Origin of the sequence: Streptomyces sp. NBC_01497 (genome assembly GCF_036250695.1) — a bacterium.
GTDB lineage: Bacteria > Actinomycetota > Actinomycetes > Streptomycetales > Streptomycetaceae > Streptomyces.
The window spans coordinates 6,579,629-6,601,846 of the sequence record NZ_CP109427.1 but is presented as its reverse complement, the minus strand read 5'-3'; the positions used below and the strand labels follow the sequence as shown (position 1 = coordinate 6,601,846).

The following is a 22,218-nucleotide window of genomic DNA, read 5'->3' as shown; positions in this document are numbered from 1 at the left end:
AGAGGGGCGCCCGCCCGGCCCCTCCCCCGTACGCCCGGCGGGCCGACCGCTACACGACGCGTGGTTTCGGTGGCCTGTTGCCGCTCGCTAGCGGTGATCTGGCGAGTTCCACGCACCCGGCCGCGATCAGTCCGAGCGCGAGCAGCTGGGGCAGCAGCCACCAGCCGGTGTTCAGGGTCTCGCCGAACAGGGTCACCCCGTACGTGATGCTGATGAGCGCGTCGCCGAGGGTCAGCATGGGCTGGGAGGCGACCAGCTGACCCGCCTGGAGGGCGTTCTGCAGCAGGAACAGCGCCCCCACGCCCGCCACGGCCGTCGCGTACAGCTGCCACGACTCGAACAGCTTCACGATGCCGTCGCCGTCCGCCAGGCGCGCCACGGCGTCCTTCATCAGGGCCGCGGTCAGCGCGTAGCTGCACGCGGCGGCGAGCCCGAACAGGGCGGCCCTGGGGTTGCCCCGGGTGCGTTGCGCGAGGGTGATCAGCACGGCCTCGAAGAGGACCGTGCCGATCAGCGCGGGAATCCAACTGGCGCCCGGGACGGTCTCCCTGCCACCGCCCGGCGCCGCGCAGGCCATCCCGAGTGCGAGGCCGAGGGTGACGGCCGCGACGCCGTACCAGGCCGTGCGCGGGAGCCGGGAGCGGAAGACGTACCCGGCGATGATCAGTGTCGACGGCAGCTCGATCACGAAGATCGGCTGCACCACCGCGATCGGCCCGGTGGCGAGGGCCACGGCCTGGCAGACGGCTGCCACGATCACCAGGCCGATGCCCGCGAGCCACACCTTCTTCTTGAGCAGGTGGCGGAAAAGGGACAGGTGCATGGCATCGCTGTCGGGCACCGTCGCCGCGGCGCGGCGCTGCAGCACCGAGGCTGAGCCGTTGCTGATGGCCGTCAGCACGGCGAAGAGGACACTGATCACCTCACTATTTTGCGTGTACATGGGACTCAGACCTAAACCAGGGCGGTTCCCCGCACGTCGCGGCGCACTGACGGCGGCCCGGGCGGCCTCATCCGGGCGGCGCCGTAGGCTTGCCGCGTGGTGCGCAGACACAGGACGCCGGCCTCGCCCCTGCCGCAGCGGGACGGCGTGGACGCCGTACGCGTGCGCCTGCCCGCCGATCCGGAGGGCCGCCACGGGACGGTACGGGAGTATCTGAGTGTCCGCTACGGACCGGCGGCGGGCGGCGAGCGGATCGAGGAGATGCTGCGCGAGGGCCGCTTCGTGACCGCCGACGGGCGGCCCGTCACACCCGCCACCCCGTACACGCCCGGCCTGTACGTGTTCTTCCACCGGGACCTGCCGGCCGAGGAGCCGCTGCCCTTCGCCATCCGCGTGGTCCACCGCGACGAGCGGATCGTGGTCGCGGACAAGCCCCCCTTCCTCGCCACGACACCGCGCGGCGGGCACATCACGCGTACGGCGGTGGCACTGCTGCGGCAGGCACTGGACCTGCCCGAACTCCAGCCGGCCCACCGGCTGGACCGCCTCACCGCAGGTCTGGTGCTGTTCGTGGTGCGCCCGGCGGACCGGGGCGCGTACCAGGGGCTGTTCGCCGAGCGGCGGGTGCGCAAGGAGTACGAGGCGGTCGCCGCCCATGATCCGGCGCTCACCCTTCCCCGCACCGTACGCAGCCGGATCGTGAAGGACCGCGGCGTGCTCGCGGCGTACGAGGTGCCGGGCGGTGTCCCCAACAGTGAGACGCGCGTCGAACTGGCCGCGCACGGCGGTGGGTTCGGCGGCTACCGGCTCACCCCGGCCACCGGCCGCACCCACCAGCTGCGGGTGCACATGAACGCACTCGGGCTGCCGCTGCTGCACGACCCGCTGTACCCCGTGGTCCGCGACGCGGCGCCGGAGGACTACGACCGGCCCCTTCAACTCCTCGCCAGGGCACTGGATTTCACTGATCCGCTGACGGGAGAGCCGCACTCCTTCACCAGCGGGCAGCGGCTGGCGCGGTGGCCCGTGGCCCAGTGAGACGCCCGACTCGGTGACGGGCCGCTCCGGTTCGCCACCGCCCGACGGCGCGGGTCCACCACCGGCCCGTTCCGCGGTCCGCCACCGGGCCTGCCGCCGTCCACCGGAGAGCCGGTCGACCGTGGCCGGACGACGGCGACCGGGCGGCCACGTTCCGCCTTGACACCCCCACTCGGCGGGGACTAGTTTCTTAGTAGGCACTAAAAAATACGCCGACCCCATCTTGCCGCTATGCGCCGGGGCCACCCGCGCCCATTGAAGCAACCAAAGCCGTTACATCAACCGGCGGGGTCTCTCTCCACCGCACTCGACCGACACGGAGCACCAGATCATGGGACAGCTTGACGGCAGGACGGCCATCGTCACCGGTGGTACCAGCGGAATCGGCCTGGCCGCCGCACAGCGGTTCGCCGCGGAGGGCGCACACGTGTTCGTGACCGGCCGGCGCCAGGAGACGCTCGACGCGGCGGTGGCCGCCATCGGCGCACGGGCGACCGGCGTACGCGGTGACGTCGCGGACCTCGCCGACCTCGACAGGCTCTACGCGGCCGTCGCCCGACGGGGCGCGGGCATCGACGTGCTGTTCGCCAACGCCGGCGGCGGCGGCTTCTCCACACTGGAGCAGGTCACCGAGCGGCACTTCGACGAGACGTTCAACATCAACGTCAGGGGCATGCTGTTCACGGTGCAGAAGGCACTGCCGCAGCTCAACGAGGGTGCCTCCGTCATCCTCACTGCCTCGAACGCGGCGAGCCTGGGCAACGAGGCGTTCGGCGTCTACGCGGCGTCCAAGGCGGCGGTGCGCTCCTTCGCGCGCACCTGGGCCAACGAGCTCAAGGGACGGGCGATCAGGGTCAACAGCATCAGCCCCGGCACCATCGACACCCCGGGGATCGACGGTCTGGCACCCGACCAGGAGCAGGCGGACCAGCTCAAGAGCTTCCTGGCCGGCACCATCCCACTGGCCCGCGTCGGCCGCCCGGAGGAGGTCGCCGACGCGGCCCTCTTCCTCGCCTCGGACCAGAGCACCTTCATCACCGGTACGGAGATGTTCGTCGACGGCGGACGCAACCAGATCTGACCGCCACCCGGCCCCGCGTCGGACACACCGGCGGGGGCGCCGCGGCGCACGGACACCGGCCCTCCGCCGGCTCGCTCCCGCGTCCCCCGGCGGCCCGGGCTGCCCGGCCCCGGCCGCCCGGCCGCCCGGCCGCGCGGGACCCACCGCACGACCATGTACCAGTACAGACGGGAAGGCACCATGGAGTTGGGACGGACAGGGCTCTGGAGCATCGAGCTGCGGACAGCCGATCCGGTGGAGATCGCGGACGCCGCGGCGGAGCTGGACGAACTGGGCTGGGGTGCCCTGTGGATCCCGGGGCTGGGCGGCGGCGACATCCTGGGGGACGCGGAACGACTGCTGCGGGCCACCCGCGTGACGAAGGTGGCCGTCGGCGTCCTGAGCATCTGGCGCCACCGGGCCGAGGACATGGCCGCCGGACACGCGCGGCTGGGAAGCGCGTACGGCCGACGCCTGCTTCTCGGACTGGGCGTGAGCGATCCGGGGACCGCCGAGGCCGCGGGGAGCGCCTTCCACCCACTGGCCGACATGGGGGCCTACCTGGACGCACTCGACCAGGCCCCGGTCCCCGTGCCCCGGGACGAGCGCGTCATGGCCGCGCTCGGCCCCCGGATGACCCGGCTGGCGGGACGGCGCACGGCCGGGGTCCATCCCTTCATGGTCACGCCGGAGCACACGGCCGCCGCCAGGAAGCACCTCGGTGCGGGCCCGCTGCTGGCCCCCTACCAGGCGGTCGTGCTGGAGAGCGACCCACGCCGGGCCCGCGCCGCCGCCCGGGAGTTCCTCGGCGCGTTCCTGACGATGGACCACTACGCGAGGAGCCTGCTGCGCCAGGGGTTCACCGAGGACGACCTGGCGGACGGCGGCAGCGACCGTCTCATCGACGGTGTCGTCGCCCGGGGCGACGTGGACGCCATCGGCGAGCGCGTCCGCGCGCACCACGACGCCGGCGCGGACCACGTCTGCCTGCACGTGGTGGGGGCGGGCTCCGCCGTCCCGCTGCCCCAGTGGCGCGAGTTGGCCGTACTGGCCCGCTGACGGAAGGCACCCGCGGGGGCGCCGTCACGGGCAGCGCCGGCGTGCCGGCGGCGCACGCGGGGCGCGCCGGGCGGTCGCCTTGCGGCGCTCAGGCCGCGGGGCGCTCCCGCGGCCAGGCCGTCATGGCCACATCGACGATCCGGTGCAGCTGTTCGCGGGCCGCGCCACCGGCGGCCTGGACGGCCAGGCCCTGGTAGATCGTGCTGAAGTAGGCGGCGAGCACCTGGGGATCGGCGCCGGCCGGCAGCTCCCCGCTCTCGCTCGCCCCCCGCAGCCGCTCGTGCAGGGCCGCCTCGCCGGCCGCCCGGCGCGCCGCCAGTTCATCGCGCGCGGGCCGCGAACCCGGCGAGCACGCCAGAGCGCCCTGGACCGTGATGCAGCCGCGCGGGTGGTCGGGATGGGTCGTCGCGTCGGCGGCTCCGTGCAGCAGCGCCTCGACGGCCTCTCGTGCGGTGGGACGGCCGAAAGCCTCGCGGATGTACCGTGCGGGGCCCTCGGCGTAGTGGTCGAGGACCTGGCGGAACAGCTGCTCCTTGTTGCCGAAGGCGTTGTAGAGGCTCGGTGCGTTCTTGATGCCCATCGCCTTGGTGAGTTCGGCGGTCCCGGTGCCCTCGTAGCCCTGGCGCCAGAAGAGTTCCAGGGCCCGGTCGAGGGCCGTGTCGTGGTCGAAGGTGCGTGGCCTGCCCCCTGCCATGAATCGTCTCCCAGGTGACGTCGGATTTATAGTTACCACTACAATATAACCGGCAGCGGCCGGGCGCCGGGCGCCGCCGGGCGGGCGCCGCCGAGAGCGCCGCCCGCCCGGCCGGCACCGGCCGTCCGCCGTGATGACCGGCGCGGTCACACGGCCCGATCGCGGCCGGCCCGGCCCCGTGACCGGCTTCCGCCTAGTGACCGCGCGTGATCCACTCGTCGAGGTGGGGGGCCTCGGCGCCGATCGTGGTGGAGTCGCCGTGCCCGGTGCGCACCACCGTCTCGGGCGGCAGGGCCAGCAGACGCCGGCTGATGGAGTCCACGATCGTCGGGAAGTCCGAGAAGGAGCGCCCCGTGGCGCCGGGGCCGCCGGCGAAGAGTGTGTCGCCGGTGAACACCGTGCCCAGGTCGGCCGCGTACAGGCACACCGCTCCCGGCGCGTGGCCCGGAGTGTGCAGCACCGTCAGGTCGGTACCCGCGACCGTGATGGTCTGGCCGTCGCTCAGGTCGCCGTCGGGCGCCTCGTCGGGATGGGTCAGCTTCCACAGCGGCAGGTCGTCCGGGTGCAGCAGCACCTTGGCGCCGGTGGCGGCCGACAGGGCGGGAGCCGCGTCGACATGGTCGTTGTGCGCGTGGGTGCACACCACGGCCCTGAGCGTACGGGTGCCCAGCGCGGCCTTGATCGCCCCGGCGTCGTGTGCCGCGTCGATGACGATCGCCTCGGTGTCGTCCCCGACGATCCACACGTTGTTCTCGACGTCCCAGGTGCCGCCGTCGAGCGAGAAGGTGCCGGAGGTGACCAGGTGCTCGATGCCCGCGGTCATCAGAACTCCACCACCGAGCGCAGGACGTCACCCTCGTGCATCCGGGCGAACGCGGCCTCCACGTCGCCCAGTCCGATCGTCTCCGTCACGAACGCGCCGAGGTCGATGCGGCCCTGGCGGTGCAGGTCGATCAGCATGGGGAAGTCCCGTGAGGGCAGGCAGTCGCCGTACCACGACGACTTCAGCGAGCCGCCCCGGCCGAACACGTCGAGCAGGGGCAGCTCGATCTTCATCTCCGGCGTGGGTACCCCGACCAGCACGACCGTACCGGCCAAGTCACGTGCGTAGAAGGCCTGTTCATAGGTCTCCGGGCGCCCAACCGCCTCGATGACCACGTCCGCGCCGAACCCGCCCGTCAGCTCCCGGATCGCCTCCACGGCGTCCCTGGAACGGGAGTTGACGGTGTGCGTGGCGCCGATCTCGACGGCCTTCGCGAGCTTGCGGTCGTCGATGTCGACGGCGATCACCTTCGCCGCGCCCGCGAGACGCGCGCCCAGCACCGCGGCGTCGCCGACACCGCCGCAGCCGATGACCGCGACCGAGTCGCCCCGGCCGACCGCGCCCGTGTTGATCGACGCACCGATACCGGCCATCACACCGCACCCCAGCAGACCCGCCACGGCGGGCGAGACCTCGGGGTCGACCTTCGTGCACTGCCCGGCCGCCACCAGCGTCTTCTCCGCGAACGCGCCGATACCGAGCGCGGGCGTCAGCTCCGTGCCGTCCTCCAGCGTCATCTTCTGCTTCGCGTTGTGCGTGTTGAAGCAGTACCAGGGCCGGCCGCGCAGGCAGGCACGGCACTGGCCGCACACGGCACGCCAGTTCAGCACCACGAAGTCGCCCGGCGCCACCTCCGTGACGCCCTCCCCCACCGACTCGACCACGCCCGCGGCCTCGTGGCCCAGCAGGAAGGGGAAGTCGTCGTTGATCCCGCCCTGCTTGTAGTGCAGGTCCGTGTGGCACACACCGCACGCCTGGACCTTCACCACCGCCTCGCCCGGGCCCGGATCCGGCACGATGACCGTCTCGATCCGCACCGGCTCGTTCTTGCCCGGTGCCACCACACCCCGCACCCGCTGCGCCATGCCACGACCTGCCTTTCCTCACCGCGTCCACCGCGTCGGCCGACGACGGAACGATCTCGTCCAAGGGTGAGTATGGCGCGCCGGGGCCCGGCTCACGGAGCCAGTACGTCGAGTTCCTCCAGGGCGCCGGCCGCGATCTGCCGCGTCAGCTCCTCGGCCCGGTCCGCCCGGCCCTCCCGTACGGCCTGCGCGACCTGGACGTGCAGCGTGACCGCGGCCGGGTCGGGGTCCTCGAACATCACCTGGTGGTGCGTGCGTCCGGCGAGGATCTCGGCGACGACGTCGCCGAGCCGGGCGAACATCTCGTTGCCGGACGCGCTCAGCACGATCCGGTGGAAGGCGATGTCGTGCACCAGGTACTCCTCCAGGCGCCTGCCGCGCGAGGTGGCGACCATGCCGAGCGCCCGCTCGGTGAGGGCCGCGCACTGCTCGGGCGTCGCGTGGCGCGCGGCGAGCCCGGCGGCCACCGGTTCCACGGCCGAGCGCAGGACCGTGAGGGAGCGCAGCTGACGCGGCCGGTCGGCGCCCGCGAGGCGCCAGCGGATCACGCGCGGGTCGTAGACGTTCCACTCGTCGGCGGGCCGTACGGTCACGCCGACCCGGCGCCGGGAGGCGACGAGATGCATGGATTCGAGGACGCGCACGACCTCCCGCACGACGGTGCGGGACACGTCGAAACGCTGCGCCACCTCGTCGGTGCGCACCACGGAGCCCGGGGGGTACGCGCCGGCGGTGACGGCGAGGCCGAGGGCGTCCAGGACGCGGTTGTGCTGACCTCGGCCTTCTTCGCTCATGGCCCCAGCTTACGGTGCGTACGGCACATCTCACGCAAAAAATAAGTACTACGTTTACATCACACACTCTTGATTACGTCATACCTGATGGGGTTCAGTGACGCGACACAACGTTGCCGACGTAGACAGCGAGGCAGGCATGCACGGCCCCCACGTAGTGGTGGTGATGGGCGTATCGGGCACCGGCAAGACCACGGTCGGGCCCCTGGTGGCCGAGGACCTGGGCGTTCCGTACGCCGAGGGCGACGCCTTCCACCCGCCGCGGAACATCGCCAAGATGACGGCCGGGCAGCCGCTCCAGGACGAGGACCGCTGGCCCTGGCTCGACGCCATCGGCCGGTGGGCGCACGAACGGGCCGGTTACGGCGGTGTCGTGAGCTCCTCGGCGCTCAAGCGCGCCTACCGCGACCGGCTGCGGGCCGCGGCACCCGGCGTGGTCTTCCTGCACCTCACGGGAGACCGCGGGCTGATCGGGAAGCGCATGGCGGACCGCAAGGGCCACTTCATGCCGTCCACGCTGCTGGAGTCGCAGTTCGCCACCCTCCAGCCGCTGGCAGCGGACGAGCGAGGCGTCGCCGTCGATGTGTCCGGTTCCCCCCACGAAATAGCCGAAAGGGCGGTAGCCGCGCTGCGCGCGCTGCCCGGGATGTAGAAGGAAGCACCCATGACCGGTCTCAATGTCGAGATGCTGGCTGCCGCCGACCCCCCGCTGATCTCCTCCGCGGGCGACGCGCAACTGGGTATAGCCGTCCTGGTCGGCATAGCCGTCCTCGTCGTGCTCATCACCGTCTTCAAGATGCACGCGTTCCTCGCGCTGACGATCGGCTCACTGGCGCTGGGCGCCACGGCCTCCGCCCCGCTGGACAAAGTGATCACCAGCTTCTCCACCGGCCTCGGCGCGACGGTGGCGAGCGTCGGCGTGCTGATCGCGCTCGGCTCCATGCTGGGCAAACTGCTCGCGGACTCCGGCGGCGCGGACCAGATCGTCGACACCATCCTCGCCAAGGCGAGCCGCAGGACCATGCCGTGGGCGATGGTGCTGATCGCCGCGATCGTGGCACTGCCGCTGTTCTTCGAGATCGGGCTCGTCCTGCTGATCCCGGTGGTGCTGCTCGTCGCCAAGCGCGGCAACTTCTCCGCGATCCGGATCGGCATCCCCGCGCTCGCGGGCCTGTCCGCCATGCACGGCCTGATCCCGCCCCACCCCGGCCCGCTGGCCGCGATCAGCGCCATCCACGCCAACCTCGGGGTGACGCTGGCGCTGGGCCTGGTCGTCGCGATCCCGACCGTCATCATCGGCGGCCCGGTCTTCTCGAAGTACGCGGCACGCTGGGTGGACGTCACCCCGCCCGAGAACATGATCCCGGAGCGTCCCTCGGACTCCCTGGACACCCGTCCGAGCTTCCCCGCCACCGTCTGCACCATGCTGCTGCCGGTCGTGCTGATGCTGGCCAAGGCGCTGGTGGACATCACGGTCGACGACCCGGCCAACACCGGCCAGCGCGTCGCCGACGTGATCGGCAACCCGCTGGTCGCGCTCCTCATCGCGGTCATCGTCGGGCTGTTCACGCTGGGCCGCGCGGCCGGCTTCGGCAAGCAGAAACTCTCGGTGCTGCTGGAGGAGTCGCTCGGCCCGATCGCCGGTGTGATGCTGATCGTCGCCGCGGGCGGCGGCTTCAAGCAGGTGCTGGTCGACGCGGGCGTCGGCCAGATGATCCTGGACGTCACCAAGGACTGGTCCATCCCGTCCCTGCTGCTCGCCTGGCTGATCGCGGTGGCCATCCGGATCGCGACGGGCTCCGCCACGGTCGCGACGATCTCGGCGGCCGGGCTGGTGGGCCCGCTGTCCCAGGGCATGTCCACCACGCACGTGTCCCTGATGGTGCTGGCGGTCGGCGCGGGCTCGCTGTTCTTCAGCCACGTCAACGACGCCGGGTTCTGGCTGGTGAAGGGCTACTTCGGCATGGACGTCGGGCAGACGGTCAAGACCTGGTCGGTGATGGAGGGCATCCTGTCGGTGGTCGGCCTGGGCTGCGTGCTGCTGCTGTCGCTGATCGTCTAGCCCGGTCCGGGTGTCTTCCCCGGCCCCGGCGCACCGCGGGCGGCCCGGGGACGAAGAAGAGGGGCGGTGGCGGCCACCGGGTCGCCACCGCCCCCTCGTCGTGTCCGGGCCCCGCACGGGCGAGCCAGGGGCAGGCACGCGCGGACGGTCAGCCGCGGCCTTCCGGCAGGTCCGTCACGGGCGCCGGCCGGGCCGCGCCGCCGGCCGCCCCGGCCGCCCCCTCCTCGGCCGCCATCTCGTCCTCCCACTCGGAGTGTTCGCGGCGGGCCCAGGCCCGGTCCACCGAACCCGTCCGCATGCCGTGGCGGGCACCCGGGTCCTTGAACGCCATGCCGATGTGCCCGAACAGCACGATGCCGATGGCGAGCGCCAGCCAGTCGTGGATGAAGGTGGCGCTCGTGCGGGAGACGAGCGGGAACAGGCCGGTGAACCACATCAGCAGGCCGGTGAAGATCATCAGGATCGTCGCACCGGCGATCCACGACGCGTAGATCTTCTGCCCGGCGTTGAACTTGCCCGCGGGCCGCGCACCCGCCCAGTTCCAGCGCCTGCGCACCGCGCGCAGCCACTCGCGGTCGTAGGGCGCGAAACGGTTGATCCGCTCCAGGTCCCGGCGCAGCGCGCGCGAGACCAGGCCCGCGAGGAAGGGCACGGGGATCAGGATCCCGGACCACTCGTGGACCGTGACGACGAGGTAGCGGCGCCCGACGAGCTCGGCGAGCTGCGGTACGTAGAGGAACGCGGCCGTCCCCACACACAGCAGCATCAGCCAGCTGGTGGTGCGGTGCACCAGCCGCTCGGCCAGCGTGAACCGCCGTACCCCGTCCGGCCCCGCCGCGGCCTCAGACCGTCGGCTGGTCGTCCCGCCCGTTCGAGCGTCCGACCCATCCGTCGACGTCATAGCCGTACTCCTCCCAGTAACCGGGCTCCACCTTGTCGGTGACCGATATGCCGGAGAGCCACTTCGCCGACTTGTAGAAATACATGGGGGCCACATAGAGCCTGACCGGCCCTCCGTGGTCCTTGCTGATGGGCTTGTCCTGCATCCGCAGCGCCACGAGCACGTCGTTCCTGCGGGCCTGGGAGAGCGTGAGGCTCTCGCTGTACGTCCCGTCGAAGCACGTGAAGCGCAGCGCGCGGCCCTCCGCCCGCACCCCGGCGGCGTCCAGCAGGTCCGAGACCCGCACCCCCTCGAACGGCACCTTCGGCACCCGCCAGCCGGTGACGCACTGGACGTCCAGATCGGTCCGCGTCTGCGGGAGGGCCCGCAACTCGGCGAGGGTGTACGAGCGGGGACGCTCGACCAGCCCGTCGATCTTCAGCCGGTAGGTGACCGCGGTCTTCGTGGGCACCGAGGCGGCGACGTTGTAGAAGCGGAAACCGCCCCCGTTGGGCAGCAGATTGGAGATCCCGGTGGGATCGACCTGGGAGGCGGCGCCGAGGAACTTCTCCAGGCCGCCCTGCAGGTACGGGGCCGCCACCAGCCCGCCCGCGCCCAGGGCCAGCGTCCCCAGCAGCACCCGCCGGCCCACGGGTGGTCCCTTCCTCACCGGCGCGTCCGCACGCCCCGGCCCCGGCCGCTCGTCCTCGTCGCGTACGTCCCCTGACCCGGACCGGCCCTCGCTCTGCTCGCTCACTCCACCGATTGAACACCCCTGCGGAGGTCCGGCGCCCTGCCCGGGCCGACACGTCAGACTTCCGTCACAGATCGGGCGGTGGCGCGCTCCTTTCGGGGCGGCGGCTCAACGGGGCCGCGCGGCGCCACTACGGCGTCGGTCCGGCGACGGCGAAGCGGTGGCCCCCGTCCAGGGCCGCGACGAGCCCGGGAGCGTCGGCCGCCGGTCCAACGGCGCCCGCCACCGATCCGCCGGCACACCGCCGCCTCTACGCGCACACACCCCACGCCCGGACAACGGCCCCGGGGACGGGCGCCCACCCGGGTCGGTCGGGGAGCCCGTTCCTCAGGGCCGCGGTGGAGTGATCACCCGGAGCCAGACCTCCCGCAGCGTCCGGGTGGCGCTGTCGAGGGTGTCGCCGTCATCGCCGCAGGCGCGGTAGTAGCCGCGTTCCGTCATCCAGCACAGCGCACGGGCGAGGGCGCCGGCGCCGGTGGGACCGTCGCCGTCGGGCAGCCCGGCGCGTACGAGCACCTGCCGCATGGCGTCGGCGAAGACCTCCACCGTCTCCTCCCAGGCCCGCCCGACTGCCTCGTTGCGGGCCGCGTTCTCGGCGGCCGCGCGCATCACCGTGCCGTGCTCGCGCCACATCCGCTCCGTGTGCCGCAGGGCGCGCTCGACGGCCTGGGCCGGGGGCGTCGCGGTGTCCTCGGCCGCGCGGGCGGCGTCCTCGCGGATGGCGGCCATCGTGCGGGCCACGAGGCCCGCCAGGACGTCCTGTTTGGAGTCGAAGTAGAAGTAGAGCGAGCCGCGCGAGATGCCGGCCCCCTTCGCGATGTCCTCGACGGTCATCCGCTCCAGTCCGGTGCGCGCCAGCAGACCTTCGGCGGCGTCAAGGAGCGCCTGTTCGCGCAGGTCGCCCTTGCGTGGCGTCTCGCTCCGCCTGCCCATGCGACTCAGCTCTCCTCACCTGCGGGGCCAGGCCGGCCCGGACCGCCCGAGCCTACCCGCCGGACAAGAAATCTTCGTCGCGTAGAAAAAAATCTGCACTGTGTAGACTCGGTGATGTTCCCGTTTCCGATCCAGGAGTGACCTCGGCATGACGCACCCGACTCAGCGGACCCTTCTCATCACCGGCGTCAGCAGCGGACTCGGCCGCGCTTTCGCGCAGGGCGCCCTGGAGGCCGGCCACACGGTGGCGGGGACCGTCCGGCGCCCGGCGGACGGCGCCGCCTTCGAGGCCCTCGCGCCGGGCCGCGCCCATGCGCGTGTCCTCGACGTCACGGACGACGACGCGGTCGTACGGACCGTGCGCGACGTCGAGGAGCGCGTGGGCGCGATCGACGTGCTCATCGCCAACGCGGGCTACGGGCTCGAAGGCGTCTTCGAGGAGACCCCGCTCGCGGACCTGCGGGCCCAGTTCGCGGTCAACGTCTTCGGCACGGCCGCCACCGTGCAGGCCGTCCTGCCGTACATGCGGGCCCGGCGCCGCGGGCACGTGCTGGCCGTCAGCTCTATGGGCGGGCTCGCCTCGTTCCCCGGCGTCTCCGCCTACTGCGGCAGCAAGTACGCGGTGGAGGGCCTCCTGGAGGCCGTCGGCAAGGAGGTGGCCGGCTTCGGGATCCACGTGACCGCGATCGAGCCGGGCTCCTTCCGCACCGACTGGGCGGGCCGCTCGATGGTCCGCGCGCCCCGGTCCCTTCCCGACTACGACGAGTTGTTCGAACCGATCCGCGCGGCCCGGCAGTCGGCCGACGGCCGGCAGCTCGGTGACCCCGCCCAGGCCGCCGCGGCGGTGCTGCGCGTCCTCGACCTGCCCCGGCCGCCCGCCCACCTGGTACTGGGATCGGACGCGCTCCGGCTGGTGCGGGCCGGCCGCGCGGCCGTCGACGAGGACCTCGCCGCCTGGGAGGAGCTCTCGCGTTCGACGGACTTCCCGCAGGACGGCGCACGGAGCGCGGCATCGTCAGGCATGGTGGGCACGGTGGGCACGAGCTGACACGAGACGCTGATCGCGGACCGCACCCGCTCCGGATTCCCCCACGGCCCCCGGGCCGTGCGTCAGGCCGTGGCGGCCGCCGCCGCGCGGCCCGCGGCGCGGCCCGAGAAGAGGCAGCCGCCGAGGAACGTGCCCTCAAGTGAGCGGTAGCCGTGGACGCCGCCGCCGCCGAAGCCGGCCGCCTCGCCCGCCGCGTACAGACCCGGCAGCGGCTCGCCCGACGCGGTCAGGACACGGGACGACAGGTCGGTCTCCAGGCCGCCCAGCGACTTGCGGGTGAGGATGTGCAGGCGTACGGCGATGAGCGGGCCGGCCGCCGGGTCGAGGAGGCGGTGCGGGGGCGCGGTGCGGATGAGGCGGTCGCCCCAGAACCTGCGGGCCCCGCGCAGCGCCGTGATCTGGAGGTCCTTCGTGTACGGGTTGGCGACCTCGCGGTCCCGCGCCACGATCTCGCGGCGCAGTTCCGCCTCGTCGAGCAGCGGCTCGTCGGTCAGGTTGTTCATGCCCTTGACGAGGGTGGCGAGGTCGCGGGCGACCACGAAGTCGGCGCCCTTGTCCATGAACGCCCGGACGGGGCCCGGCACGTCGGCGCGGGCCCGGTCGAGGACGCCCCGGACGGACTTGCCGGTCAGGTCGGGGTTCTGTTCGGAGCCCGAGAGGGCGAACTCCTTGCCGATGATGCGCTGATCGAGCACGAACCACGTGTACTCGTGCCCGGAGCGCATGATGTGTTCGAGGGTGCCGAGCGTGTCGAAGCCGGGGAACAGCGGTACGGGCAGCCGCCGGCCGCGCGCGTCGAGCCACAGCGACGACGGTCCCGGCAGGATGCGGATGCCGTGGCCGGGCCAGATCGGGTCCCAGTTCTGGATGCCTTCGGTGTAGTGCCACATGCGGTCGCGGTTGATGTGGTGGGCGCCCGCCGCTTCGGCGATGCCCAGCATCAGTCCGTCGACGTGGGCGGGCACACCGGTGATCATGTGCCGGGGCGGGGTGCCGAGCCGGTCGGGCCACTGGGCGCGTACGAGGTCGTGGTTGCCGCCGATGCCACCGCTGGTGACGACGACGGCCTGGGCGCGCAGTTCGAACGCGCCGGTGGTGGTGCGGGTGCTGGGGGTGCCGCGCGGCGCATCGCTCTCTTCGAGCACGTCACCGGTGACGGTGTCGAGGTGGCCGTCGCTCGCCGCGAGAGCGGTGACCCGGTGCCGGAAGCGGAGGCTCACGAGGCCCTTGGCGACGCCCTCGCGCACCCGGCGTTCGAACGGTTCGACGATGCCGGGTCCCGTGCCCCAGGTGATGTGGAAGCGCGGCACGGAGTTGCCGTGCCCCCTCGCGTCGTACCCGCCCCGCTCGGCCCAGCCGACCAGCGGGAAGAAGCGGATGCCGCGCCGGTGCAGCCAGGCGCGCTTCTCGCCGGCCGCGAAGTCGACGTACGCCTCGGCCCACCGGCGCGGCCAGTGGTCCTCGGGGCGGTCGAAGCCGGCGGTGCCCAGCCAGTCCTGGAGCGCGAGCTCCCTGCTGTCCTTGATGCCCATGCGGCGCTGCTCCGCGGAGCCGACGAGGAAGATCCCGCCGAACGACCAGTGGGCCTGCCCGCCGATCGACTGCTCGGGTTCCTGGTCGAGAAGGATCACGCGGCGTCCGGCGTCGACGAGTTCGGCCGTCGCGACCAGTCCCGCGAGACCGGCTCCGATCACGATCACATCTGCGTCGTACGCCATGCTCCCCCGCCCTCGGAGTCCGCCTCTGCCCGGTGCTCCGATCTTCGGTACGCGCTGGTAACAAGTCAACCGCCTGCGCGCGGCGGCCCCGGCGCGTTCCGGACGTACCGGCCCTGACCGGGCTTCGGACGGGCCGTTTGATTGGATGGCCCCATGGCTCCAGAAGACGAGATCGTGGACGTCGTCGACGAGAACGACCATGTCGTCGGCCGGGCGCCGCGCGGTGAGGTGTACGCGCGCGGTCTGCGCCACCGGGCCGCCTTCGTGCTGGCCCGGGACGCGCGGGACCGGCTGTTCGTACACCGCAGGACCGCGACGAAGCTGATCTTCCCCTCGCTGTACGACGTCTTCGTCGGCGGCGTGCTCGGCGCGGGCGAGAGCTACGACGACGGCGCGCTGCGCGAGGCCGAGGAGGAGCTCGGGGTCACGGGGCTGCCCCGGCCCACCCCGCTCTTCCGCTTCCTGTACGACGCGCCCGAGGGGCGCGGCTCGTGGTGGTCGGCGGTCTACGAGGTGCGCTGCACACTGCCCGTGAACCCGCAGGCAGAGGAGGTCGCGTGGCACGGTTTCCTGCCGGCCGGCGAGGTCGCGGCCCGGCTGCGCGGCGAGGTGCCCGCGGGCGGCGCCGGGGAGGCACTGCCGTGGGAGTTCGTGCCGGACGGCCGCGTCGCGTACGAGCGTTACGCGCGCCACGCGCGCGAGCGGCCCGCCGCCGATGGCACGGGCGGGGCGACGGGTGCCGGGCGTGCCTGACGGCGCGGGCACGCCGCAGGCACCCGGCCCGGGGCGCCCCGGCCGGGGTTTCTTCCTGTGGTTCGCCCCCCGGCGCATCGGCGAGGAGGGCACGACACCCGACTACCGCTTCTCGCTCGCCAACGAGCGCACCTTCCTCGCGTGGATCCGTACGGCCCTCGCGCTGGTCGGCGGCGGGTTCGCGGTCGACCAGTTCCTGCCGCACCTCGACGGGGCGGTGCGCGCGGCCCTCGCGGTCGCGCTGCTCGCCGTGGGGGCGCTGGCCTCGCTGCGCGCCGTGAACCACTGGGTGCGCTGCGAGCGGGCGATGCGGCGCGGCGAGGATCTGCCGGTGTCGCGGTTCCCGACGGTGCTGGCTCTCGTGGTGGGGCTGCTGGCAGTGTGCATGCTGGTCGTGGTGCTGCTCGGCCGGGGCGGCTGAGGCGGGCGATGGCGACCTCGGCACCGGGTCCGCGGCGGGCGGACCGGCCCAGGGACCCCGGGCTGCAGCCGGAGCGCACCCGGCTCGCGTGGCGGCGCACGACCCTGTCCTGCACCGTGGCGGCGATCCTCGCCGTGCGGCAGGCGCTGCACGACGGTGTCACGGCCCTCGGTGTGGTCGCGGTCGCGCTCGGCGCGCTGCTCTGGCTGGCGTTCCTGGTGGTCGCGCACGTCAGGACGCTCGCGCTCGCGACAGCGCGCCCGCCGCGCCTCGGGGAGCGTGCGGCGCGGACGGCGGCGGTGTGCGCGGTGTGTCTCGCGGCCCTCGGCGTGGCGCTGCTGTGGTGAGGCGGGTGCCCCGATGGCCGGCGCCGGCGCCTCCCGGGCTTCCCGAAGGACCGGGCCGTGCGGCCCTCGACGTCACCCGCCCGGAGGGGCCCCGCCACGCACCGGCGAGGTCCGGGCCGGAGAGCGGCGTCCTCCGGCGCCCCGGCCCGCGGGGCGTCCACCGGCGCCCGGCCGCGAACGCGAACGCTCTGCCGTGCCCCGGCCGGACGGCGCTGGCACGTGCCCCGTACACCTGGCAAGCTGCGGGCGGGAGAACCCCCCGCGGATCAGGCCCCACCGCACCACCGCACACGTACCCGGCAACGACGCCGGGCAGGACCGCGACCGTCCCCCGACAGCGCCGCAGCGAAGGACCACCGATGCCCGCAATGGACCCGTACCTCGTCCGCGTCAGCCCGCAGGCGTACGCCTACGTCCAGCCGGACGGCGGCTGGTGCCTCAACAACGCCGGTGTGGTGAGCGACGGCCGCACGACGCTCCTCGTCGACACCGCGGCGACGGAGCGGCGCGCCCGGCTGCTGCGCGAGGCGGTCGCCGCACAGGGGCTGCCGCTGCCCGGCACCCTGGTCAACACCCACCACCATGGCGACCACACGTACGGCAACAGCATGTTCGCGGCGGACGCGACGGTCGTCGCCCACGAGACCTGCCGCAGCCAGCAGATCGCGGCGGGGCATCAGCTCCATCTGGTGTGGCCCGGAACGGAGTTCGGCGAGGTGCCGGTCGTCACACCGACGATGACCTACAGCGACCGCATGACGCTGTACGTGGGCGGCATACCGGTGCGCGTACTGCACCCCGGGGTCGCGCACACCACGGGCGACTCGATCGTCCATCTGCCGGAGCAGGGCGTGGTGTTCACCGGCGACCTGGTCTTCGCGGGCGGTACACCGTTCATCTTCAACGGCTCCCTGGCGGGCTCGCTGCGCGCACTGGAGCTGCTGCGGTCGCTGGACGCGGAGATCGTGGTGCCGGGCCACGGCCCGGTCACCGACCCGTCGGCGTACGACGCGACGGAGCGCTACCTGCGCTTCGTGGAGGAGGTGGCGCGCGCCGGGCACGCGAAGGGGCTCAGCCCGCTCGAAACGGCGCGCGGCACGGACCTCGGCGAGTTCGCCGCGCTGCGCGAGAGCGAGCGGCTCGTCGCCAACCTGCACCGTGCGTACGCGGAGCTCGACGGCCTGCCGGAGGGCGTGGACCTGGACCCGCTGCTGGTGTTCGGTGACATGACGACCGTCAACGGCGGGCAGCCCGTGGCCTGCCACGCCTGACGCACGTCATCGGACGGCCGCCGCGGGCAGGATCTTCCCACCCGCCGGCGGCGCCCGGCTCTCACCAGCGCGGCAGCGGGGGCCGCACCCAGTCGGGCCGCGCCGTGCGCATCGCCGCCGCGTCGTCGCGCTCGCGCATCGTGCCGTCGTCCTCGGCCCAGCGGCGGTGCAGCGCCGCCAGGGCCTCCCGGTCCAGTTCCACACCGAGACCGGGCGCGTCGGACACGGTGAGGTGCCCGTCCTCGAAGGTGTGCCGGACGGTGATCACGTCCTCCGTCTGCCACGGGTAGTGGCTGTCACAGGCGTAGTCCAGGTTGGGCACGGTCGCCGCGACATGGGTCATGGCGGCGAGGCTGATGCCGAGGTGGGTGTTGGAGTGCATGGACAGTCCCACGCCGAACGCCCGGCAGATCGCGGCGAGTTCCTGGGTGCGGCGCAGTCCGCCCCAGTAGTGGTGGTCGGAGAGGACGACCTGCACCGCGTCCCGCCGGAAGGCCTCCGCGATCTCCGGCACCGCGGTCACGCACATGTTGGTGGCGAGCGGGACCGAGGTGCCCGCGGAGACCCGCGCCATCAGGTCCGTACCGCTCGCCGGGTCCTCCAGGTACTCCAGGACGCCCGCCAGCCGCTCCGCCACGTACAGCGACGTCTCGACGGACCAGGCGCCGTTGGGGTCGAGCCGCAGCGGCTGCCCGGGGAACTCCTCGGCGAGCGCCCGGATGGCGGCGATCTCCTCGTCCGGCGGGAAGACGCCGCCCTTGAGCTTGAAGGAGCGGAACCCGTAGGTGTCGGCGAAGCGGCGGGCCTGTGCCACGACGCCCGCCGGGTCGAGGGCCGCGCCCCAGCCGTCGTCCTGCACCGCCGGATGAGCGCCGTCGGGGTGCTGGGCCCAGCGGTAGAAGAGGTACGCGCTGTAGTCGACGGCGTCCCTGACCTTGCCGCCGAGGAGTGCGTGGACCGGTTCCCCGCGGTGCTTGCCGAGCGCGTCGAGGAAGGCGACCTCGAAGGCGGAGACGATGGACAGGCGGAGCTTGTCGACGGTCTGCGCGCCCCGCAGGCCGCCCGCGTCGACGCGGGTCTCGGTGTTGTGTGACTCGCCGCACACGTCGTCGGCGAGGGCGAAGAGGCCGTTCATGTCCGTGATCGGACGGCCGGGAAGGGCGTCGGCGAGCGGCTGGGCCAGTTCCAGGTATTTCCCGTCGCCGTACGTCTCCCCGACGCCGACGACGCCGCCCCGGGTGATCACTTCGACGATCAGCCGCGGGGTGTAGGGCTGGTGCACGCCCTGGGTGTTGAGCAAGGGAGGATCGGCGATGAGGATCGGGGTGAGCCGGACCTGGTCGACGGTGAGCGATGTATCCATACGTGAACCCTATTCATATGGACGATCCGCCCGCCAGGGTACCCGGGACTGGACGACATACCGACCGGTCGGCATCATAAGAGGTGCCGCGGGACGCGACCGCGGCACCGCGCCTCACCACGGCACGTGACCCAAGAAGGAGCGGACGATGAGCCAAGTCCCCCCGCCAGGACTCGACCTCGACCGGCTGCGCGCCCACCTGGACCGCGAGCGGCCCGGCCTGGTCGGCGGCCCGCTGGAGGCGCGGATGTGCGAGGGGGGCCGCTCGAACCTCACCTACGTGGTCCACGACACCGCCGCGCCCGAGGGAACGGGCCAGTGGGTCGTGCGCAGGCCGCCGCTCGGCCATGTCCTCGCCACCGCGCACGACATGCGCCGCGAGCACCGCGTGATCAGCGCGCTGCACACCACGCCCGTACCGGTGCCCGAGGCGCTGCTGCTGTGCGAGGACGAGTCGGTGACGGGGGCGCCGTTCTACGTCATGGAGTTCGTGACGGGCACCCCGTACCGCACGGCCGAGGAGCTGGCCCCGCTGGGCGCCGCGCGCACCAGGGCCGCCGTGCTGGGCCTGGTGGACACCCTGGTGGACCTGCACGCCGTGGACCCGGCGGCGGTCGGGCTCGGGGACTTCGGCCGGCCCGAGGGGTTCCTCGACCGGCAGCTGCGGCGCTGGGGCAAGCAGCTGGACGCGTCCCGCAGCCGCGACCTGCCCGGCATCGACGAACTGCACAGCCGCCTCGGCGGCGCGCTGCCCGCCTCACCCGCGCCCGCGGTGGTGCACGGCGACTACCGCCTCGACAACGTGCTCCTCGGCGACGACGACCGCATCAGGGCCGTGCTCGACTGGGAGATGTCCACGCTCGGCGACCCGCTGACCGACCTCGGCCTGCTGGTCATGTACAGCGTCCGGCTCGACCTGCCGGACTCCCCCGTCAGCACGGCGGCCGGCGCGCCGGGCCACCCCGAGCCGGCCGAGCTGATCGAGCGCTACGCGCGCCGCTCGGGCCGGGACACCTCGGCGATCCCCTGGTACACGGCGTTCGCGTGGTTCAAGCTCGCCGTGATCCTGGAGGGCATCCACTACCGCTACACGCTCGGCCAGACCGTCGGCCGCGGCTTCGACCGCATCGGCGACCTGGTCCCCCTGTTCATCCGGCACGGCCTCACCACCCTCCAGGAAGGCTGAGTTACCCCCATGGACTTCGCATTCGACGCCCGCACGCAGGAGTTGCGGGCGAAACTGCTCGCCTTCATGGACGAGTACGTGTACCCGGCGGAGCCCGTTCTGCGTGAGCAGAGCGAGACGGCGGCCGACCCCTGGCAGATCCCGCCCGTCATCCAGGACCTCAAGCGGGCGGCCCGGAGCCAGGGCCTGTGGAACCTGTTCCTGCCGGACACGCGGTACGGCGCGGGGCTGACGAACCTCCAGTACGCGCCGCTGGCCGAGATCACCGGCCGCTCCCCGCAGCTGGCGCCCGCCGCGCTGAACTGCGCCGCGCCGGACACCGGCAACATGGAGCTGCTCGCCGAATTCGCCGACGAGGCGCAGCGCAAGCAGTGGCTGGAGCCGCTGCTCGCGGGCGAGATCCGGTCGGCGTTCGCGATGACGGAGCCCGAGGTGGCCTCGTCGGACGCGACGAACATCGAGACGCGGATCACCCGCGACGGCGACGACTACGTCGTCAGCGGCCGCAAGTGGTACATCTCCGGGGCGATGAACCCGGACTGCAGGATCTTCATCGTGATGGGCAAGACCGACCCGGACGGCGCCGACGTGCGCCGCCAGCAGTCGATGGTGCTGGTGCCGCGGGACACACCGGGCGTCGAGGTGCGCCGCGGGATGCGCGTCTTCGGTTACGACGACGGCCACCACGGCGGCCACGCGGAGGTCGTGTTCGACGACGTGCGGGTGCCCGCCTCGAACCTGGTCGGCGAGGAGGGCGGCGGCTTCGCCATCGCCCAGGCTCGGCTCGGTCCTGGCCGCATCCACCACTGCATGCGGCTGATCGGGATGGCGGAGCGCGCGATCGGGCTGATGTGCGTGCGGGCGTCGTCGCGTACCGCGTTCGGCAAGCCGATCGCGGCCCAGGGAGTCGTCCAGAACTGGATCGCGGACGCCCGCGTGAGCGTGGAGCAGCTGCGGCTGCTGGTGCTGAAGACGGCCTGGCTGATGGACACCGTGGGCAACCGGGGCGCGCACACGGAGATCCAGGCCATCAAGATCGCGACACCGCGCGCGGTGGTCGACATCCTCGACAAGGCGATCCAGCTGCACGGCGCGGGCGGTGTGAGTCAGGACCACCCGCTCGCGGAGCTGTGGGCGCACGCCCGCACCCTGCGTCTCGCGGACGGGCCGGACGAGGTGCACCAGCGCTCGCTGGCGCGCCGGGAGCTGAGGAAGCACGCCTGACGGTCCCGGGGCGGCGGCGGGGCGGCGGCGGGTGACGCCATCGGCCCGCCGCCTGTCGCGGCACCGGTGGCGCGTGACGCGAGGCTGCAGCCCCGCGCCCGTCGGTGCGGACGCCGCGCTCCGGAATCCGGTGCGGCCGTCCCCTGCCCGTCAGGGCCGCAGGGCCCGCAGCAGCAGGTCGGCGAGGTGGTCGGCGACCTCGCGTGGCGTGAGCGGGCCCTCGGGGCGGTACCACGTGGACAGGTGGTGGATCGAGCCGAAGTGGTAGTCCACCACGAGGTCCGGGGGGGTCGCCGTGGAGAAGACACCGCTTTGCTGCCCCTCCTCGACGAGGTCGCGGAAACGCTCGTGGTAGCGGCGGCGCTCCATCCGCACCTGCTTGTTCTTCTCCGGACTCAGGTGGTGCATCGAGCGGAAGAAGATCGACGCGTCGTCGAGGTTGTCGATGGTCGTCACGACGACGTCGGCCGCCGCGTCGCGCAGCCGCTTCTCGACGGGCTCGTCGGCGTCCGCGTAGGCGTCGAGGCGCTCCTGCTGGAGCCGCAGCACCCGCGCGTAGACCTCCTGCAGGAGGTCTTCCTTCGAGCCGAAGTAGTGGTAGAGCGCGCCCTTGGTGACGCCGGCGGCCTCCACGATCTCCTGCACGGAGGTGCGGTCGTAGCCCTGCTCCGCGAAGAGCCGGGTGGCGGCGGCCAGCAGCCGCTGGGGCACCGGCGTGGCGCCGTCGCCCCCCGTCGTCCTGGCCATGAGCCACCACCCTTT

At 72.9% G+C, this 22,218-nt stretch carries 23 protein-coding genes; 12 read left to right on the top strand and 11 right to left on the bottom strand.

The annotated features are described in order from the left end of the window. Positions 1 to 49: 49 nt before the first annotated feature. Complete coding sequence (locus tag OG310_RS27915) at positions 50 to 922, bottom strand: DMT family transporter (RefSeq protein WP_329458611.1); 873 nt, start codon at positions 920 to 922, stop codon at positions 50 to 52. A 117-nt stretch (positions 923 to 1,039) separates the two neighbouring features. Between OG310_RS27915 and OG310_RS27910 the strand changes: the two genes are divergently transcribed. From OG310_RS27910 to OG310_RS27900, 3 genes are all read left to right on the top strand, one after another. Further along, a complete protein-coding gene (locus tag OG310_RS27910) occupies positions 1,040 to 1,981 on the top strand; it encodes a pseudouridine synthase (RefSeq protein ID WP_329458610.1) in 942 nt (313 codons plus the stop codon). Positions 1,982 to 2,312: 331 nt separating this feature from the next. After that, the gene (locus OG310_RS27905; protein ID WP_329458609.1) at positions 2,313 to 3,062 is read left to right on the top strand and encodes an SDR family NAD(P)-dependent oxidoreductase; all 750 of its coding nucleotides are present in this window, start codon (positions 2,313 to 2,315) and stop codon (positions 3,060 to 3,062) included. Positions 3,063 to 3,242: 180 nt separating this feature from the next. Further along, on the top strand, positions 3,243 to 4,100 hold the full coding sequence (locus OG310_RS27900) for a TIGR03620 family F420-dependent LLM class oxidoreductase (protein WP_329460425.1): 858 nt from the start codon (positions 3,243 to 3,245) through the stop codon (positions 4,098 to 4,100). Between the two features lie 88 nt (positions 4,101 to 4,188). Here OG310_RS27900 and OG310_RS27895 read toward each other — a convergent pair whose 3' ends face one another. From OG310_RS27895 to OG310_RS27880, 4 genes are all read right to left on the bottom strand, one after another. Continuing rightward, positions 4,189 to 4,794 (bottom strand): TetR/AcrR family transcriptional regulator, encoded by a 606-nt coding sequence (locus OG310_RS27895; protein WP_329458608.1) that lies wholly within the window; start codon positions 4,792 to 4,794, stop codon positions 4,189 to 4,191. Between the two features lie 193 nt (positions 4,795 to 4,987). Further along, positions 4,988 to 5,617, bottom strand: a complete 630-nt coding sequence (locus tag OG310_RS27890; protein ID WP_329458607.1) for an MBL fold metallo-hydrolase — start codon at positions 5,615 to 5,617, stop codon at positions 4,988 to 4,990. Continuing rightward, the gene (locus OG310_RS27885; RefSeq protein WP_329458606.1) at positions 5,617 to 6,702 is read right to left on the bottom strand and encodes an S-(hydroxymethyl)mycothiol dehydrogenase; all 1,086 of its coding nucleotides are present in this window, start codon (positions 6,700 to 6,702) and stop codon (positions 5,617 to 5,619) included. The genes OG310_RS27890 and OG310_RS27885 overlap by 1 nt, the downstream gene beginning before the upstream one ends. A gap of 92 nt (positions 6,703 to 6,794) precedes the next feature. Beyond that, positions 6,795 to 7,496, bottom strand: coding sequence for a FadR/GntR family transcriptional regulator (locus OG310_RS27880; protein WP_329458605.1), 702 nt, complete (start codon positions 7,494 to 7,496; stop codon positions 6,795 to 6,797). Between the two features lie 139 nt (positions 7,497 to 7,635). Between OG310_RS27880 and OG310_RS27875 the strand changes: the two genes are divergently transcribed. After that, entirely contained in the window at positions 7,636 to 8,148 is a 513-nt protein-coding gene (locus OG310_RS27875) for a gluconokinase (RefSeq protein WP_329458604.1), read from the top strand. Positions 8,149 to 8,160: 12 nt separating this feature from the next. Further along, the gene (locus tag OG310_RS27870; RefSeq protein WP_329458603.1) at positions 8,161 to 9,558 is read left to right on the top strand and encodes a GntT/GntP/DsdX family permease; all 1,398 of its coding nucleotides are present in this window, start codon (positions 8,161 to 8,163) and stop codon (positions 9,556 to 9,558) included. Positions 9,559 to 9,706: 148 nt separating this feature from the next. Here OG310_RS27870 and OG310_RS27865 read toward each other — a convergent pair whose 3' ends face one another. From OG310_RS27865 to OG310_RS27855, 3 genes are all read right to left on the bottom strand, one after another. Further along, complete coding sequence (locus OG310_RS27865) at positions 9,707 to 10,459, bottom strand: cytochrome b/b6 domain-containing protein (RefSeq protein ID WP_329458602.1); 753 nt, start codon at positions 10,457 to 10,459, stop codon at positions 9,707 to 9,709. Next, positions 10,401 to 11,108: a molybdopterin-dependent oxidoreductase gene (locus OG310_RS27860; RefSeq protein ID WP_329460424.1), complete on the bottom strand. Its 708-nt coding sequence runs from the start codon at positions 11,106 to 11,108 to the stop codon at positions 10,401 to 10,403. The genes OG310_RS27865 and OG310_RS27860 overlap by 59 nt, the downstream gene beginning before the upstream one ends. 411 nt (positions 11,109 to 11,519) lie before the next feature. Continuing rightward, the gene (locus tag OG310_RS27855) at positions 11,520 to 12,125 is read right to left on the bottom strand and encodes a TetR/AcrR family transcriptional regulator (RefSeq protein WP_329458601.1); all 606 of its coding nucleotides are present in this window, start codon (positions 12,123 to 12,125) and stop codon (positions 11,520 to 11,522) included. 148 nt (positions 12,126 to 12,273) lie between these two features. Between OG310_RS27855 and OG310_RS27850 the strand changes: the two genes are divergently transcribed. Then, positions 12,274 to 13,173, top strand: coding sequence for an oxidoreductase (locus OG310_RS27850; RefSeq protein WP_329458600.1), 900 nt, complete (start codon positions 12,274 to 12,276; stop codon positions 13,171 to 13,173). A 62-nt stretch (positions 13,174 to 13,235) separates the two neighbouring features. Here the strand turns inward: OG310_RS27850 and OG310_RS27845 are convergent, their stop codons facing one another. Continuing rightward, complete coding sequence (locus OG310_RS27845) at positions 13,236 to 14,891, bottom strand: FAD-binding dehydrogenase (RefSeq protein WP_329458599.1); 1,656 nt, start codon at positions 14,889 to 14,891, stop codon at positions 13,236 to 13,238. 153 nt (positions 14,892 to 15,044) lie between these two features. Here OG310_RS27845 and OG310_RS27840 point away from each other — a divergent pair, with 153 nt between their 5' ends. The 4 genes from OG310_RS27840 to OG310_RS27825 all read left to right on the top strand — a co-directional run bounded on the left by OG310_RS27840 (position 15,045) and on the right by OG310_RS27825 (position 17,683). Beyond that, positions 15,045 to 15,644, top strand: coding sequence for an NUDIX hydrolase (locus OG310_RS27840; RefSeq protein ID WP_329458598.1), 600 nt, complete (start codon positions 15,045 to 15,047; stop codon positions 15,642 to 15,644). Positions 15,645 to 15,699: 55 nt separating this feature from the next. After that, positions 15,700 to 16,065 (top strand): YidH family protein, encoded by a 366-nt coding sequence (locus OG310_RS27835; RefSeq protein ID WP_329460423.1) that lies wholly within the window; start codon positions 15,700 to 15,702, stop codon positions 16,063 to 16,065. An 8-nt stretch (positions 16,066 to 16,073) separates the two neighbouring features. Then, positions 16,074 to 16,412, top strand: a complete 339-nt coding sequence (locus tag OG310_RS27830; protein WP_329458597.1) for a DUF202 domain-containing protein — start codon at positions 16,074 to 16,076, stop codon at positions 16,410 to 16,412. 359 nt (positions 16,413 to 16,771) lie between these two features. Further along, positions 16,772 to 17,683, top strand: a complete 912-nt coding sequence (locus tag OG310_RS27825) for an MBL fold metallo-hydrolase (RefSeq protein ID WP_329458596.1) — start codon at positions 16,772 to 16,774, stop codon at positions 17,681 to 17,683. A gap of 61 nt (positions 17,684 to 17,744) precedes the next feature. On the opposite strand, the gene OG310_RS27820 is transcribed toward OG310_RS27825, so the two are convergent. Next, positions 17,745 to 19,046, bottom strand: a complete 1,302-nt coding sequence (locus OG310_RS27820; RefSeq protein ID WP_329458595.1) for a glucarate dehydratase family protein — start codon at positions 19,044 to 19,046, stop codon at positions 17,745 to 17,747. Between the two features lie 148 nt (positions 19,047 to 19,194). Here OG310_RS27820 and OG310_RS27815 point away from each other — a divergent pair, with 148 nt between their 5' ends. Then, the gene (locus tag OG310_RS27815; RefSeq protein ID WP_329458594.1) at positions 19,195 to 20,232 is read left to right on the top strand and encodes a phosphotransferase family protein; all 1,038 of its coding nucleotides are present in this window, start codon (positions 19,195 to 19,197) and stop codon (positions 20,230 to 20,232) included. A 9-nt stretch (positions 20,233 to 20,241) separates the two neighbouring features. Then, positions 20,242 to 21,456 (top strand): acyl-CoA dehydrogenase family protein, encoded by a 1,215-nt coding sequence (locus OG310_RS27810; protein ID WP_329458593.1) that lies wholly within the window; start codon positions 20,242 to 20,244, stop codon positions 21,454 to 21,456. 150 nt (positions 21,457 to 21,606) lie between these two features. On the opposite strand, the gene OG310_RS27805 is transcribed toward OG310_RS27810, so the two are convergent. After that, positions 21,607 to 22,203 (bottom strand): TetR/AcrR family transcriptional regulator, encoded by a 597-nt coding sequence (locus OG310_RS27805; RefSeq protein ID WP_329458592.1) that lies wholly within the window; start codon positions 22,201 to 22,203, stop codon positions 21,607 to 21,609. Positions 22,204 to 22,218: the final 15 nt, after the last annotated feature.